This window comes from Pseudomonas sp. P4_C8, assembly GCF_056401975.1.
The window spans coordinates 18,973-34,978 of sequence record NZ_JBFUIH010000025.1 but is presented as its reverse complement, the minus strand read 5'-3'; the positions used below and the strand labels follow the sequence as shown (position 1 = coordinate 34,978).

Genomic DNA, 16,006 nt, shown 5'->3' with positions numbered 1-16,006 from the left:
GGTGAGGGAAATGCTGTCGATCCGTATAGGACTGACCCTTTAGCGCGTCACTGCCTTGTGGGCGGCGTTCGCAAAAATGGCGGCTAGCCTAACGAATTTGCCCGACAAACGCACTGTTAGAGGGCGAACTATCCGATACGCGACGTTTCTGTGTCGCGTTTACGTACGAAATTTCACCTTGTAGGAGCTGGCTTGCCAGCGAAAGCGCCATACCTGACACACCGCGTCGCCTCATTCGCCGGCAAGCCGGCTCCTACAGATTCCGCAGAAACGACAAAGGCCACCCGAAGGTGGCCTTTGTTTGGTGAAGCGTCAGTTAAGCGCGAGGCTTATTTGATCGCCCAACCGGTCAGCTCGGACAAAGCCTTGCCGATATCTGCCAGCGAACGCACGGTTTTAACGCCTGCGTCTTCCAGGGCAGCAAACTTCTCGTCTGCAGTGCCTTTGCCGCCAGAGATGATTGCGCCAGCATGGCCCATGCGCTTGCCCGCAGGGGCAGTCACACCAGCGATGTAGGAAACAACCGGCTTGGTCACGTTTGCCTTGATGTAGGCAGCCGCTTCTTCTTCAGCCGAACCGCCGATCTCACCGATCATTACGATCGCTTCGGTCTTCGGGTCTTCCTGGAACAGCTTCAGGATGTCGATGAAGTTCGAACCCGGGATCGGGTCACCGCCGATGCCGACGCAAGTCGACTGACCGAAACCGGCGTCAGTAGTTTGCTTGACAGCTTCGTAGGTCAGGGTGCCGGAACGGGAAACGATACCGACCTTGCCTGGCAAGTGAATGTGACCTGGCATGATGCCGATCTTGCATTCGCCTGGAGTGATCACGCCTGGGCAGTTAGGACCGATCAGGATTACACCCAGCTCGTCGCACTTGACCTTGGCATCCAGCATGTCCAGGGTAGGAATGCCTTCAGTGATGCAAACGATCAGCTTGATGCCGCCGAAAGCTGCTTCCAGGATGGAGTCCTTGCAGAAAGGAGCTGGAACGTAGATCACGCTGGCGGTGGCGCCAGTGGCAGCTACAGCATCTTTCACGGTGTTGAACACTGGCAGACCCAGGTGTTCGGTGCCGCCTTTGCCCGGAGTTACGCCGCCAACCATCTTGGTGCCGTATTCGATGGCTTGCTGGGTGTGGAAACTACCTTGCGAACCGGTAATACCCTGGCAGATAACTTTGGTGTCTTTATTGATCAGGACGCTCATTATTTGCCCTCCGCAGCTTTAACGACTTGTTGAGCAGCGTCGGTCAGGCTGGTAGCAGCGATGATGTTCAAACCGCTTTCTGCCAGTACTTTAGCGCCCAGCTCAGCGTTGTTGCCTTCAAGGCGAACAACAACCGGGATTTTCACGCCGACTTCTTTCACAGCGCCGATGATGCCTTCGGCAATCATGTCGCAACGAACGATGCCGCCGAAGATGTTGACCAATACTGCAGCGACGTTAGTGTCGGACAGGATGATCTTGAACGCTTCGGTAACGCGTTCTTTGGTAGCACCGCCGCCCACGTCGAGGAAGTTGGCTGGTTTGCCGCCATGCAGGTTGACGATGTCCATGGTACCCATGGCCAGGCCAGCACCGTTGACCATGCAACCGATGTTGCCTTCCAGTGCTACGTAGTTCAGTTCGAACTTGGCAGCGTGCGCTTCGCGCGGATCGTCTTGCGACGGATCGTGGAAAGTCTTCAGCTTAGGCTGACGGTACATGGCGTTGGCGTCGATGTTGATCTTGGCGTCGAGGCAATGCAGATCGCCGTCAGCCTTGATCACCAGCGGGTTCACTTCCAGCAGAGCCAGGTCGTGATCCTTGAACAGTTTGGCCAGACCTACGAAGATCTTGGCGAACTGAGCAACTTGCTTGCCTTCCAGACCCAGCTGGAATGCCAGCTCGCGACCCTGGAATGGCTGAGCGCCAACCAGTGGATCGATAGTGGCCTTGAGGATTTTCTCAGGGGTGTCGTGAGCGATTTTCTCGATGTCCACGCCACCTTCGGTGGAAGCCATGAACACGATGCGACGGCTCGAACGGTCAACGACAGCGCCCAGGTACAGCTCTTTAGCGATATCAGTGCACGATTCAACCAGGATCTTGGTGACTGGCTGACCATTGGCGTCAGTCTGGTAAGTCACCAGACGCTTGCCCAGCCACTGCTGTGCGAATGCCTTAGCGTCTTCTTTGCTGCGAACCAGCTTAACGCCGCCCGCTTTACCGCGACCGCCAGCGTGGACCTGGGCTTTGACAACCCACTCGGTGCCGCCGATTTTGTCGCAAGCTTCTGCTGCTGCTTCCGGGGTGTCTACTGCGTAACCGGTAGAAACTGGCAGGCCGTATTCAGCGAACAGCTGCTTACCCTGATACTCGTGAAGATTCATGCTTATTACCGTCTTCGTTAGGTACTGCGCATTCGGTGCTGCACTTGTTCAAGTGCCGCACCACCTGTGACTGCTGCTTGCGTAGCCTTTCCGGACAACCGGTGCAACTACGCAAGACTGCGTCCAGCGGATATTCCGCGGTGAGTCTTGCATGCAAGGCTCACGACGGGCCATTCCGCCGTGGTTTCTTATTGTCTTAACGCTTCTTGCGGTTGGCGATGTGAATGGCGCCGCCATTCACTGCCAAAGCTGCTTCGTGCAAGGCTTCAGACAGGGTCGGATGGGAGAAAACCATCATGCCCAGGTCTTCAGCGCTGGTGCCGAATTCCATACCGATCGCGCCCTGCTGAACCAGTTCTGCAGCGCTCGGGCCAATCACGTGGACGCCCAATACGCGGTCAGTCTTGGCATCGGCGATGACTTTGACGAAACCACCGGTGTCGTTGGCTGCCATGGCACGGCCGCTGGCTGCGAACGGGAAGGTGCCAACGTTAACTTCAACGCCTTCAGCCTTCAAGGCCTGCTCGGTTTTACCGACCCACGCGATTTCCGGGTGAGTATAAATAACCGAAGGGATCAAGTCATAGTTCATCTGGGCTTTGTGGCCCTTGATGCGCTCAACGACCATGATGCCCTCTTCCGAGGCCTTGTGTGCCAGCATCATGCCGCGAACCACGTCGCCAATGGCGTAAACGCCCGGTACGGTGGTGGCGCAGTGATCATCAACGTGCACGAAACCGCGCTCGTCGAGGGTCACGCCGCAATCAGCGGACAGCAGATCAGTGGTCACTGGACGGCGACCAACGGCTACGATCAGCTTGTCGAAAGTGATGTTCTGTTCGCCCTTGGCATCGGTGTAGTTCACAACGACTTCGTTGCCGTTCACTTTGGAACCGGTAACGCGTGCGCCCAGCTTGATGTCCAGACCCTGTTTGGTCAGGGTTTTCAGCGCTTCCTTGGAGACGGCAGCATCAGCGGCCATCAGGAAGGTGTCCAGCGCTTCGAGAACGGTCACTTCGGCGCCCAGACGGGACCAGACCGAACCCAGTTCCAGACCGATAACGCCAGCGCCGATCACGCCCAGACGCTTAGGTACGGACTGGAATTCCAGTGCGCCAGTCGAATCGACGATCACATTCTGGTCAACCGGAGCCGGTGGAATGTCGATCGGACGCGAGCCTGGAGCCAGAATCACGTTTTCGGCTTCGATGATTTCTACCGAACCGTCAGGCTTGGTAACTTCAACTTTCTTGCCGGCCAGCAGCTTGCCGTGACCCTGAATGGAAGTCACACCGTTGGCTTTGAACAGGGTGGCAACACCCGAGGTCAGGCCTTTGACGATGTTGGCTTTACGGCCGACCATTGCTGGCACGTCCATGGTCACGCCAGCGTGGTTGATACCGTGGATCGCGAAGCCGTCTTGGGCTTCGTGGAACTTCCAGGAGCTGTCCAGCAGCGCCTTGGATGGAATGCAGCCGACGTTCAGGCAAGTACCACCGAGGGCCAGTTTGCCTTCCTTGTCGGTGTACTTCTCGATGCAGGCAGTGGTGAGGCCCAGTTGTGCTGCTTTGATGGCAGCTACATAGCCGCCAGGGCCCGCGCCGATCACTACTACGTCAAATTTCTGCGACATTCAAAAAATCCTCTTTTTTGCGGCAAGCTTGAAGCCGCAAGCTCCAAGCCAGGCTGTCCTTTCGTGCAGCCTGGAACTTGAAACCTGCAGCCGCTTCTATCAGATATCCAGCAACAAACGAGCCGGGTCTTCCAGCAGGTTCTTGATGGTAACCAGGAAGGTCACAGCTTCTTTGCCATCGATCAGACGGTGATCGTAGGACAGAGCCAGGTACATCATCGGACGGATAACGACCTGACCGTTGATCGCCATAGGGCGCTGCAGAATGTTGTGCATGCCCAGAATAGCTGCTTGCGGCGGGTTGACGATCGGGGTCGACATCATCGAACCGAAAGTACCACCGTTGGTGATGGTGAATGTGCCGCCGGTCATTTCGTCCATCGACAGTTTGCCGTCACGGGCTTTCTTGCCGAAGGTAGCGATGCCGCCTTCGATTTCAGCCAGGCTCATCAGTTCGGCGTTACGCAGAACCGGCACAACCAGACCACGGTCGCTGGAAACAGCAACACCTACGTCGGCGTAGCCGTGGTAAACGATGTCGCCGCCGTCGATCGAGGCGTTAACAGCCGGGAAGCGTTTCAGCGCTTCGGTGGCCGCTTTCACGAAGAACGACATGAAGCCCAGGCGTACGCCGTTGTGGGACTTCTCGAACAGGTCCTTGTACTTCGAACGCAGGGCCATGACTTCGGTCATGTCGACTTCGTTGAAGGTGGTCAGCATCGCCATGTTCGATTGAGCTTCTACCAGACGCTTGGCCACGGTAGCGCGAACGCGGGTCATCGGAACACGCTTCTCGATGCGGTCGCCAGCGGCGAACACAGGAGCAGCGGCAGCAGGCGCAGCAGCCTTGGCAGGCGCGGCAGCCGGAGCGGCTTTCTTGGCAGCAACAGCAGCCACCACGTCTTCCTTGGTCACACGACCGCCTTTGCCAGTACCGGCAACGGACGCGATGTTGATGCCGTTTTCTTCAGCCAGCTTGCGAGCAGCCGGTGCAGCAACAGGATCGTCCTCGCCTTCAGCAGCTGGAGCAGCCGCTTGTGCAGCGGCCGGAGCGGCCGGAGCGGCAACAGCAGCGCCGCCCGCTTCGATGGAGCCCAGAACTTCGTCGGACAGAACGGTGTCGCCTTCGTTCTTGACGATAGCGCCCAACACGCCGTCAGCAGTGGCCAACACTTCCAGCACAACCTTGTCGGTTTCGATATCGACAATCAGGTCGTCACGCTTTACAGCGTCGCCCGGTTGTTTGTGCCAGGTGGCAACGGTGCCATCGGCAACCGATTCCGGGAAAGTGGGGGCTTTGATTTCGATAGCCATTATCTGTGGGTCCTTAAATTCGGTTTCAGGTGCGCGAAGGCGTTAAACAGTAAAGGCGTCTTGCAGCAGTTTTTCCTGCTGCTCAGCGTGCATCGATGCATAACCGCATGCAGGTGCAGCAGAAGCCTCACGGCCCGCGTACTCGAGTACGAGAGACTTGTTGAGGGTACTGATACTGCGACGCAAGTGGTGTTGGCTGCAGTACCAGGCACCCTGGTTCATCGGCTCTTCCTGACACCAAACGGCATGTTTGGCGTTGGTGTAAGGAGCCAGGACTTCTTTCAAGTCGTCCTCAGGGAATGGGTACAGCTGCTCGATACGCACGACGGCGATGTCGTCACGACCTTCGGCACGGCGTTTTTCCAGCAGGTCGTAGTAGACCTTGCCGCTACACAGAACAATGCGCTCGACCTTTTTCGGATCTTGAACATCGATTTCCGGGATCACGGTCTGGAACGAACCTTCGGCCAGATCTTCCAGGGTCGAAATGGCCAGTTTGTGGCGCAACAGCGACTTTGGAGTCAGAACGATCAATGGCTTGCGCAGCGGGCGAATGACCTGACGACGCAGCAAGTGATAGATCTGAGCCGGCGTGGTCGGTACGGCTACCTGAATGTTGTGCTCGGCGCACAGTTGCAGGTAACGCTCCAGACGAGCCGACGAGTGCTCCGGACCCTGACCTTCATAACCGTGCGGCAGCAACATGGTCAGACCGCAGAGACGGCCCCACTTGTGCTCGCCACTGGTGATGAACTGGTCGATAACCACTTGGGCACCGTTGGCGAAGTCGCCGAACTGGGCTTCCCAGATAACCAACGCATCAGGCGTGGTGGTCGAATAACCGTATTCGAACGCCAGAACCGCTTCTTCGGACAGGAACGAATCGTACAAGTCGAAACGTGGCTGGCCGTTGTACAGGTTTTGCAGCGGGATATAGGTGCCTGCGTCTTTCTGGTTGTGCAAGACAGCGTGACGGTGCGAGAACGTACCGCGACCGATGTCCTGACCCGTCATGCGAATCGGGTGACCTTCGAACGCCAGGGTCGCGTACGCCATGGTTTCGGCGTAACCCCAGTTGATCGGCAGGCCGCCGGCTTGCATCTTCTGACGGTCTTCGTAGATTTTCGCGACCTGGCGCTGAACCACGAAGCCTTCCGGAATTTCCAGCAGCTTGGCGGACAGTTCCTGCAAGGTTTTCAGATCGAAACGCGTGTCGTGACGCGCGGTCCAGGCGTGGCCCAGATACGGACGCCAGTCCACGAACAACTCTTTGTTCGGCTCTTTGACCAGGCTTTTTACAACATGCAGACCGTTGTCCAGCGCGTTGCGGTATTCGTCGACTTTCGTCTGAACACGCGCGGCGTCCAGCACGCCGGCCTGAGTCAGGCGATCGGCATACAGTTCACGGGTGGTGCGCTGCTTGGTGATCTGCTGATACATCAGAGGCTGGGTGCCGCTTGGCTCGTCGGCCTCGTTGTGGCCGCGACGACGGTAGCAGACCAGGTCGATCACCACGTCACGCTTGAACTGCATGCGGTAGTCGATGGCCAGCTGGGTCACGAACAACACGGCTTCCGGATCATCACCATTCACATGGAGGATCGGCGCCTGGATCATTTTCGCAACGTCGGTCGCGTACTCGGTGGAACGCGAGTCCAGCGGGTTGCTGATGGTGAAACCGACCTGGTTGTTGATCACGATGTGCACGGTGCCGCCGGTTTTGAACCCGCGGGTCTGCGACATCTGGAAGGTTTCCATCACCACGCCCTGACCGGCGAATGCCGCGTCACCGTGGATGGAAATCGGCAGAACCTTCTCACCGGTAGGGTCGTTACGACGATCCTGACGGGCGCGAACCGAACCCTCGACCACTGGAGAAACGATTTCCAGGTGGGACGGGTTGAACGCCATGGCCAGGTGAACTTCACCGCCGGAGGTCATCACGTTGGACGAGAAGCCTTGGTGATACTTAACGTCACCGGAACCCAGCTCGACCTTCTTCTTGCCTTCGAACTCGTCGAACAGCTCGCGCGGGTTCTTGCCGAAGGTGTTGACCAACACGTTGAGACGGCCACGGTGGGCCATGCCGATGACGATTTCCTTGGTGCCGTAGGAACCGGAACGCTGGATCAACTCGTCGAGCATCGGAATCAGGCTCTCGCCGCCTTCCAGACCGAAACGCTTGGTACCCGGGTATTTGGTGCCCAGGTATTTTTCCAGACCTTCGCCGGCGGTGACGCGTTCGAGCAGGTGGCTCTTGATGTCGGCGGAGTACGTTGGACGGCCGCGCACGCTTTCCAGACGCTGCTGGAACCACTGGCGCTGCTCGGAATCGGTGATGTGCGTAAATTCAGCGCCGATGGTGCGGCAATATGTCTGCTGCAACGCTTCGTGAATTTCGCGTAGGCTCGCTTCCTCTTTGCCGATGAACAGGTCRCCGGCACGGAAGATCGTATCAAGATCGGCATTGGTCAAGCCGTAATGATTGATCGACAGGTCTGCAGGTGCAGGACGCTGCCACAGCCCCAGCGGGTCAAGCTGGGCTGCCTGGTGGCCACGCATACGGTAGGCCTGGATCAATCGCAGCACTTCAACTTGCTTCTTCTCGTGCTCACTGCTCACGCTGCCGGCGGAAACCGGTTGGGCGCGGCGCTGGTTCTTTGCCAGCAAGACGAAATGATCGCGAATTGTGGAGTGCGAAACATCGGTAGCAGTGTTGCCGTCAGCCGGCAACTTCTGGAAGTAGGTGCGCCACTCTTCTGGCACAGCGTTAGGGTCGTGCAGGTAGAGCTCGTAGAGCTCTTCCACATAGGCAGCGTTACTACCAGATAGGTAGGCGCTGTTCCACATGCGCTGCATCACGCTTTCTTGCATGCTTGGTCACCCTCGGTTAGGGGAACACCACCGGCGTCGACACCGAGCACACTTGCAGAAGTCCGAATGCAGCGACCAAAACAAGCCACTTAGGATCACGCTGATAGTCCGGGTACCAGCCCGGATGCCCCTGCTTGTCTCATTTCTTCAAAATAAGAGCCGCAGCCTTGTAAGCTGCTGCTCAGGTTAAAACTACGGCGCCGGTTGAAGCCTGCGCCGTAGCATCTACGGGTACAGCGGTACTACATTTACAACAGCCGGGTTACAACAGCTGAGTCACACGCCGCTTTGCAGCAGCATGTTACGTACGTGACCGATGGCCTTAGTCGGGTTCAGGCCTTTCGGACAGACGTTGACGCAGTTCATGATCCCGCGGCAGCGGAATACGCTGAACGGGTCATCCAGCGAAGCCAGACGCTCGTCAGTCTTGGTGTCGCGACTGTCTGCCAGGAAGCGGTACGCTTGCAGCAGAGCAGCTGGACCCAGGAACTTGTCCGGGTTCCACCAGAAGGACGGGCAAGAAGTCGAGCAGCAAGCGCACAGGATGCACTCGTACAGACCATCAAGCTTTTCACGCTCTTCCGGAGACTGCAGACGTTCGATGGCCGGAGCCGGCGTATCGTTCTGCAGGAATGGCTTAACCTTCTCGTATTGCTTGTAGAAGATGCTCATATCAACGACCAGGTCACGGATAACCGGCAAACCTGGCAGTGGACGAACAATCAGTTTGTTACCTTTTACGACAGCAGACAGCGGCGTGACGCATGCCAGGCCGTTTTTGCCGTTGATGTTCATGCCGTCGGAACCGCAAACGCCTTCACGGCAAGAGCGACGATAGGAGAAACCTTCGTCCTGCTCTTTGATCAGGGCCAGCACGTCCAGCACCATCAGATCTTTACCACCGGTATCGACCTGGAATTCCTGCATGAACGGCGCAGCGTCCTGATCAGGGTTGTAGCGATAAACACTGACTTGCAACATGGCGGCCACCCTTAATAAGTCCGAATCTTAGGTTCAAAAGTCGGAACAGTCTTCGGCGAGAAGTTCACAGCACGCTTGGTCACGCGCTTGTCACCCGGGAAGTACAGGGTGTGGCACAGCCAGTTTTCGTCGTCGCGGTCTTCGTAGTCTTCACGGGCGTGAGCGCCGCGGGACTCTTTGCGGATCTCTGCAGCGATGGCGGTGGCTTCGGCCACTTCCAGCAGGTTTTGCAGTTCCAGCGCTTCGATACGAGCAGTGTTGAACGCCTGGCTCTTATCGTTGATCTTGACGTTGGCGATACGGCCACGCAGATCAGCCAGCTGGGCAATACCCTTCTGCATGTATTCGCCGGTACGGAACACACCGAAGTAGTTCTGCATGCAGTTTTGCAGTTCTTTACGCAGGGTAGCGACGTCTTCACCCTCGGTACGCGAGTTCAGGCCATCGAGACGCGCCAGGGCAGCGTCGATATCGGACTGGCGAGGACGAGCGTAATCAACGCCTTCTTTCAGGGTCTGTTCCAGGAACAGACCGGCGGCACGGCCGAATACCACCAGGTCGAGCAGCGAGTTGCCGCCCAGACGGTTGGCACCGTGAACCGATACGCACGCCACTTCGCCTACGGCAAACAGACCAGGAATGATCTGGTCAACGCCTTCGGCGTCCTGAGTGATTGCCTGGCCATGAATGTTGGTGGCAACGCCGCCCATCATATAGTGGCAGGTTGGAACGACCGGAATCGGCGCCACGGCTGGATCGACGTGAGCGAAGGTCTTGGACAGTTCCATGATGCCTGGCAGACGGCTGTGCAGAACGTCTTCACCGAGGTGATCGAGTTTCAGCATTACGTGGTCGCCATCCGGACCGCAACCGTTGCCGGCGATGATTTCTTTAACCATCGAACGGGCAACAACGTCACGACCAGCCAGGTCTTTGGCGTTCGGAGCATAACGTTCCATGAAACGCTCGCCGTGCTTGTTGATCAGGTAACCGCCTTCACCGCGGCAGCCTTCTGTCACCAGTACACCGGCGCCGGCGATGCCGGTCGGGTGGAACTGCCACATTTCGATGTCTTGTACCGGCACACCAGCACGCAGAGCCATGCCGACGCCGTCACCGGTGTTGATCAGGGCGTTGGTGGTGGACGAGTAGATACGACCTGCACCGCCCGTCGCCAGAACGGTGGCGTTAGCGCGGACGTAGGAAGTTTCGCCAGTCTCGATGCAGATGACGATCATGCCGACAAAGGCACCATCTTCGTTCTTCACCAGGTCGACGCCGTAGTATTCGTTAAGGAATACGGTGCCTGCCTTGAGGTTGGCCTGATACAGAGTGTGCAGCAGAGCGTGACCGGTACGGTCGGCAGCGGCGCATGTACGGGCAGCCTGGCCACCTTTACCGAAGTCTTTCGACTGACCGCCGAACGGACGCTGATAGATGCGACCCTGTTCAGTACGGGAGAACGGCAAGCCCATGTGCTCGAGTTCGAAAACGGCTTCCGGGCCTACGGAACACATGTATTCGATAGCGTCCTGGTCACCGATGTAGTCGGAACCCTTGACGGTATCGTACATGTGCCAGCGCCAGTCATCGTTCGGATCTGCCGAGGCGATGGCGCAGGTGATGCCACCCTGGGCGGATACAGTGTGCGAACGAGTCGGGAAAACCTTGGTAACTACGGCAGTCTTGTGACCACCTTGCGCCAGCTGCAGAGCAGCGCGCATGCCAGCACCGCCGCCACCAATGATGATGGCGTCGAACGAAAGCGTATTAACTGTAGTAGACATGAATCAGATACCCCAAAGAATCTGCACACCCCAGACGAAGTAGGCGAACATCGCGACGCCGCATACTGCCTGGAAGAGGAAACGTATTGCAGTCGCGGACTTGCCGAACGCCATTGGCGTCAGGTAGTCGGTCGCGATGGTCCACATGCCGACCCAGGCGTGAGCGCCGAGGGCAACGAGAGCCAGGAGACTGAAAATACGCATCCAGTTGCTTGCGAACAGTTCATGCCATTGGGCGTAGCCGAGGCCAGGATGGGCAACGACGTATCCGATCAGGAAAATGAAGTAAGCCGCGAGAACGACCGCAGACACACGTTGTGCCATCCAGTCATAGAGGCCCGAACGCGACAGGTTCGTGACGTTAGTTACCATATCCAAACTCCTGCCAGAACGATTACCACCACGGAAACGGCGATAACGATTTTCGAGCCCAGTTTGCCGCCTTCAAGCGACTCGCCGATGCCCATGTCCATCATCAAATGGCGCACACCGGCAACCAGGTGATACAGCAAGGCGGACAGGATGCCCCATGTCACTAGCTTGGCTAGCGGACTGGTCAGACACGCCTTCACCTGGCCAAAACCTTCTTCCGAGCTCAGCGACTTGTCCAATGCATAAAGCATGATGGCCAGGCTGACAAAGAGGATGATTCCGGAGATCCGGTGAAGAATGGACGTGTAAGCAGTGACTGGGAGTTTGATGGTCCTTAGGTCTAGGTTTACAGGTCGTTGGCTATTCACGGCTTTTTTTCACACTGAAGAGCCCCTAACAATCAGGGCAAAGTTGTTGGGGAGTGCACTGGTCAGGTACCCACCACCCAGGGAGTGCGACCCCCAATAAAGCAGGCCCAAAAGCCCCTGGCGGTCGGAGGCCGAGTATAGACAGTTAGGCTACTAATGACAACGCGTTCACCTTCCCCTAATAGCTGATTGCACAAGTTGGATAAAAGGCGTAAATGGCAGTCAATTTCGAGGAAAAAGTCCGGTTAAAGCCTTCTGGAGCAAGACTTTAGGCAAATTGACATTCGAATTTATCTCACTATAGTGGTGCGGGCCCTGCGTGGGGGGTCTGTCTGATGATTTCAAGCATAAATAGGAGGCCACATGGCTGACAAAAAAGCGCAGTTGATCATCGAGGGCGCAGCCCCCGTCGAGCTGCCCATTTTAACCGGCACCGTTGGTCCCGATGTTATCGATGTTCGGGGCCTGACGGCCACGGGCCGTTTCACCTTTGACCCTGGTTTCATGTCGACCGCTTCCTGCGAGTCGAAGATCACCTATATCGACGGCGACAACGGCATTCTGTTGCACCGCGGCTACCCGATCGAACAGCTGGCTGAAAAGTCGGACTACCTGGAAACCTGCTATCTGCTGCTCAACGGCGAATTGCCGACCGCAGAACAGAAGGCCCAGTTTGTCAGCACCGTCAAGAACCACACCATGGTTCACGAGCAGCTGAAGACCTTCTTCAACGGCTTCCGTCGCGACGCCCACCCGATGGCCGTCATGTGCGGCGTAGTCGGCGCCCTCTCGGCGTTCTACCACGACTCCCTCGACATCAATAACCCGCAGCATCGCGAAATTTCCGCGATCCGCCTGGTTGCCAAGATGCCGACACTGGCAGCGATGGTTTACAAGTACTCCATGGGCCAACCCATGATGTACCCGCGCAACGACCTGACGTACGCGGAAAACTTCCTGCACATGATGTTCAACACCCCGTGCGAGATCAAACCGATCAGCCCGGTGCTCGCCAAGGCCATGGACCGGATCTTCATCCTCCATGCCGACCACGAGCAGAACGCATCGACTTCCACCGTACGCCTGGCCGGCTCTTCGGGTGCCAACCCGTTCGCCTGTATCGCCGCCGGCATCGCTGCACTGTGGGGCCCTGCCCACGGCGGCGCGAACGAAGCCGTTCTGACCATGCTCGATGAAATTGGCGATGTGTCGAACATCGACAAGTACATCGCCAAGGCCAAGGACAAGAACGATCCGTTCAAACTGATGGGCTTCGGTCACCGGGTTTACAAAAACCGCGACCCACGCGCTACCGTCATGAAGCAGACCTGCGACGAAGTACTGAAAGAACTGGGCATCAACAACGATCCGCAACTCGAACTGGCCATGCGCCTGGAAGAGATCGCCCTGACCGACCCGTACTTCATCGAACGCTCGCTGTACCCGAACGTCGACTTCTACTCGGGGATCATCCTCAAGGCGATCGGCATTCCAACCAGCATGTTCACCGTGATCTTCGCTCTGGCGCGGACTGTCGGCTGGATCTCCCACTGGAAAGAAATGCTCTCCAGCCCGTACAAGATTGGCCGCCCGCGCCAGCTGTACACCGGCTACGAGTCGCGTGACATCACCAAGCTGGAAGACCGCAAATAAGACCTGTCTTGCGATAACGTCTTAAGCTGCACCGTAAACGGCCTCTATATATAGAGGCCGTTTTTGTTTGTGTGCTTTGAGGTTTGGTTGGTTGTGTACATATCCGTTTCTTTGGGTGTGGCTGCTGGCGGTTTCGCTCTTACAGCGAGTCCCTTTTCCAAACGCCGAAAAGGAACCAAAAGGCTTTGCCCCTCCATTCGGTGCCTCGCTTAGGCTCGGCATGCCCTCACTCCGGCATTGCTCCGGGGGCCCGCCGCCATCGGCCATCCATGGCCGGGGGCGGCTACCGAAGCGAAGGAACGCCGAGCCTAGGCGAGGGGCCGGACGCTCGGGGCGAGACCTTTGCTTCCTTTGGGCTGGGCCGGCACTCCGGCGTTTGCCAAAGGGAGTCGACCGTCAGGGCGAAACCATAAGTCGCCGTTACCGCAGAAATGGATATGTACCCAATCAACAAAACTCAGGTCGATTACCGCCCAACAAAAAATGCCCCGATCTCTCGACCGGGGCATTTCTGTTTAACGCAATTTACATAACCAAATCTGAAGCCTTAGTGCGAAACCGCCCCACTCGCCCCCAAACCAGTCTGCGAACGAACAAACTGAGGAAAGAACAGCGCGCGCTCGTTGTCAGCCGCAGTCGACTTGTCAGTGATCGAGAAGAACCAGATACCAACGAAGGCAATCGCCATGGAGAACAGTGCCGGGTACTCATACGGGAAGATCGCCTTCTCGTGATGCAGGATCTGCACCCAAATGGTTGGCCCAAGCACCATCAAGCCAACAGCACTCACCAGGCCCAACCATCCGCCGATCATTGCACCGCGGGTGGTCAGCTTCTTCCAGTACATGGAAAGCAGCAGCACCGGGAAGTTACAGCTCGCCGCGATGGAGAACGCCAGGCCCACCATGAACGCGATGTTCTGGCTTTCAAACAGAATGCCCAGGCCGATCGCCAGCACCGCCAGAGCGATAGTGGTGATTTTCGAGACGCGAATCTCGTCTTTCTCGTTGGCCTTGCCCTTCTTGATTACGCTGGCATACAGGTCATGAGACACCGCCGATGCACCGGCCAGGGTCAGACCGGCAACAACTGCCAGGATGGTCGCGAACGCTACCGCCGAGATGAAGCCGAGGAAAATACTGCCACCCACCGCGTTGGCCAGGTGCACCGCCGCCATGTTGTTGCCGCCCAACAGCGCGCCCGCCGCATCATTGAATTCCGGATTGGTGCTGACCAGCAGGATCGCGCCGAAGCCGATAATGAATGTCAGGATGTAGAAGTAACCAATGAAGCCGGTTGCATACAGCACGCTCTTGCGAGCTTCTTTCGCGTCACTCACGGTGAAGAAGCGCATCAGAATGTGCGGCAGGCCAGCGGTACCGAACATCAGTGCCAGGCCCAGGGAGAACGCCGAGATCGGGTCTTTCACCAGACCGCCCGGGCTCATGATCGCTTCACCTTTAGGGTGAACCTTGATCGCCTCGGAAAACAGCATGTTGAAGTCGAAGTTGACGTGCTTCATCACCATCAGTGCCATGAACGAGGCACCGGACAGCAGCAGCACGGCCTTGATGATCTGCACCCAGGTGGTCGCCAGCATGCCGCCGAACAACACATACATGCACATCAGGATACCGACCAGGATCACCGCAACGTAGTAGTCGAGACCGAACAGCAGCTGGATCAGCTTGCCGGCACCGACCATCTGCGCGATCAGGTAGAACGCCACCACCACCAGCGAACCGCAAGCGGACAGCGTGCGGATCTGGGTTTGCCCGAGGCGGTAGGACGCCACGTCGGCGAAGGTGTATTTACCCAGGTTGCGCAGACGCTCGGCGATCAGGAACAGAATGATCGGCCAGCCCACCAGGAAGCCGATCGAGTAGATCAGGCCGTCGTAGCCAGAGGTGAACACCAGGGCGGAAATACCCAGGAAGGACGCCGCGGACATGTAGTCACCGGCAATCGCCAGACCGTTCTGGAAACCAGTGATCTTGCCGCCCGCCGCATAGTAGTCGGCGGCCGAGTTGTTTTTCTTGGAGGCCCAGTAAGTGATACACAAAGTCGCGCCGACGAACACCACGAACATCAGGATTGCGGCAACGTTCAGCGGTTGTTTAGTCACTGCACCGGTCAAGGCGTCAGCCGCCCAGGCCCCAGGTGCGAATGCTGCAACGCTCAATAGAGCCATTAGACGCCGGATCATTGCTGAGCCTCCTTGAGAATCGCATTGTTCAGGTCGTCGAATTCGCCATTGGCGCGTCGTACGTAGATTGCAGTCAGGATAAAGGCCGAGAGAATCAGCCCGACACCAATCGGTATCCCCCAGGTAATCGAAGACTCAGGGCTGATTTTCGCCCCCAGTACATGCGGCCCGTAAGCAATCAAAAGGATGAATCCGGAGTAAAGCCCAAGCATGATCGCCGAAAGTATCCAGGCGAATCGCTCCCTCTTACTGACCAGCTCCTTGAAGCGCGAGCTGTTTTGAATCGAGAGGTAAATGCTGTCGTTCATTGTTTTTATCCTCGCAGCACAGATTATTGTTAGAACGTTATCCACTCTATGCGGCTGCGAAACAGGTTCCAGACGACCTTAGTCTTAGAACGACATGACAGTTTTGTTCCCTGTAGGAGCCCGGCTCGCCGGC

The 16,006-nt window shown here is 57.3% G+C and carries 12 protein-coding genes; 1 reads left to right on the top strand and 11 read right to left on the bottom strand.

Annotated features, from left to right (window positions below; genetic code table 11):
• Positions 1 to 329 precede the first annotated feature (329 nt).
• From sucD to sdhC, 9 genes are all read right to left on the bottom strand, one after another.
• A complete protein-coding gene (sucD, locus tag AC1DWM_RS17030; protein ID WP_223514145.1) occupies positions 330 to 1,211 on the bottom strand; it encodes a succinate--CoA ligase subunit alpha in 882 nt (293 codons plus the stop codon).
• Positions 1,211 to 2,377, bottom strand: coding sequence for an ADP-forming succinate--CoA ligase subunit beta (sucC, locus tag AC1DWM_RS17025; RefSeq protein ID WP_007898980.1), 1,167 nt, complete (start codon positions 2,375 to 2,377; stop codon positions 1,211 to 1,213). The genes sucD and sucC overlap by 1 nt, the downstream gene beginning before the upstream one ends.
• A 196-nt stretch (positions 2,378 to 2,573) precedes the next feature.
• The gene (gene lpdA, locus AC1DWM_RS17020) at positions 2,574 to 4,010 is read right to left on the bottom strand and encodes a dihydrolipoyl dehydrogenase (RefSeq protein WP_223514146.1); all 1,437 of its coding nucleotides are present in this window, start codon (positions 4,008 to 4,010) and stop codon (positions 2,574 to 2,576) included.
• A 99-nt stretch (positions 4,011 to 4,109) separates the two neighbouring features.
• Positions 4,110 to 5,324: a 2-oxoglutarate dehydrogenase complex dihydrolipoyllysine-residue succinyltransferase gene (gene odhB, locus AC1DWM_RS17015; RefSeq protein WP_223514148.1), complete on the bottom strand. Its 1,215-nt coding sequence runs from the start codon at positions 5,322 to 5,324 to the stop codon at positions 4,110 to 4,112.
• Positions 5,325 to 5,366: 42 nt separating this feature from the next.
• Complete coding sequence (locus AC1DWM_RS17010) at positions 5,367 to 8,198, bottom strand: 2-oxoglutarate dehydrogenase E1 component (RefSeq protein WP_223514150.1); 2,832 nt, start codon at positions 8,196 to 8,198, stop codon at positions 5,367 to 5,369.
• A gap of 276 nt (positions 8,199 to 8,474) precedes the next feature.
• Positions 8,475 to 9,179 carry a succinate dehydrogenase iron-sulfur subunit gene (locus AC1DWM_RS17005; protein WP_477795736.1) on the bottom strand — a complete coding sequence of 235 codons (705 nt, stop codon included), beginning with the start codon at positions 9,177 to 9,179 and terminating at the stop codon, positions 8,475 to 8,477.
• An 11-nt stretch (positions 9,180 to 9,190) separates the two neighbouring features.
• Positions 9,191 to 10,966 (bottom strand): succinate dehydrogenase flavoprotein subunit, encoded by a 1,776-nt coding sequence (gene sdhA / locus AC1DWM_RS17000; protein WP_223514155.1) that lies wholly within the window; start codon positions 10,964 to 10,966, stop codon positions 9,191 to 9,193.
• Between the two features lie 3 nt (positions 10,967 to 10,969).
• Positions 10,970 to 11,338: a succinate dehydrogenase, hydrophobic membrane anchor protein gene (gene sdhD / locus AC1DWM_RS16995; RefSeq protein WP_059402221.1), complete on the bottom strand. Its 369-nt coding sequence runs from the start codon at positions 11,336 to 11,338 to the stop codon at positions 10,970 to 10,972.
• Positions 11,332 to 11,706: a succinate dehydrogenase, cytochrome b556 subunit gene (gene sdhC / locus AC1DWM_RS16990; protein WP_081502780.1), complete on the bottom strand. Its 375-nt coding sequence runs from the start codon at positions 11,704 to 11,706 to the stop codon at positions 11,332 to 11,334. Before sdhC ends, sdhD begins: the two co-directional genes overlap by 7 nt.
• Positions 11,707 to 12,069: 363 nt before the next feature.
• Here sdhC and gltA point away from each other — a divergent pair, with 363 nt between their 5' ends.
• Positions 12,070 to 13,359, top strand: a complete 1,290-nt coding sequence (gene gltA / locus AC1DWM_RS16985) for a citrate synthase (protein ID WP_017337241.1) — start codon at positions 12,070 to 12,072, stop codon at positions 13,357 to 13,359.
• 547 nt (positions 13,360 to 13,906) lie between these two features.
• Here the strand turns inward: gltA and AC1DWM_RS16980 are convergent.
• On the bottom strand, positions 13,907 to 15,565 hold the full coding sequence (locus tag AC1DWM_RS16980) for a cation acetate symporter (RefSeq protein ID WP_477795735.1): 1,659 nt from the start codon (positions 15,563 to 15,565) through the stop codon (positions 13,907 to 13,909).
• A complete protein-coding gene (locus AC1DWM_RS16975; protein ID WP_223514161.1) occupies positions 15,562 to 15,873 on the bottom strand; it encodes a DUF485 domain-containing protein in 312 nt (103 codons plus the stop codon). Before AC1DWM_RS16975 ends, AC1DWM_RS16980 begins: the two co-directional genes overlap by 4 nt.
• Positions 15,874 to 16,006: the final 133 nt, after the last annotated feature.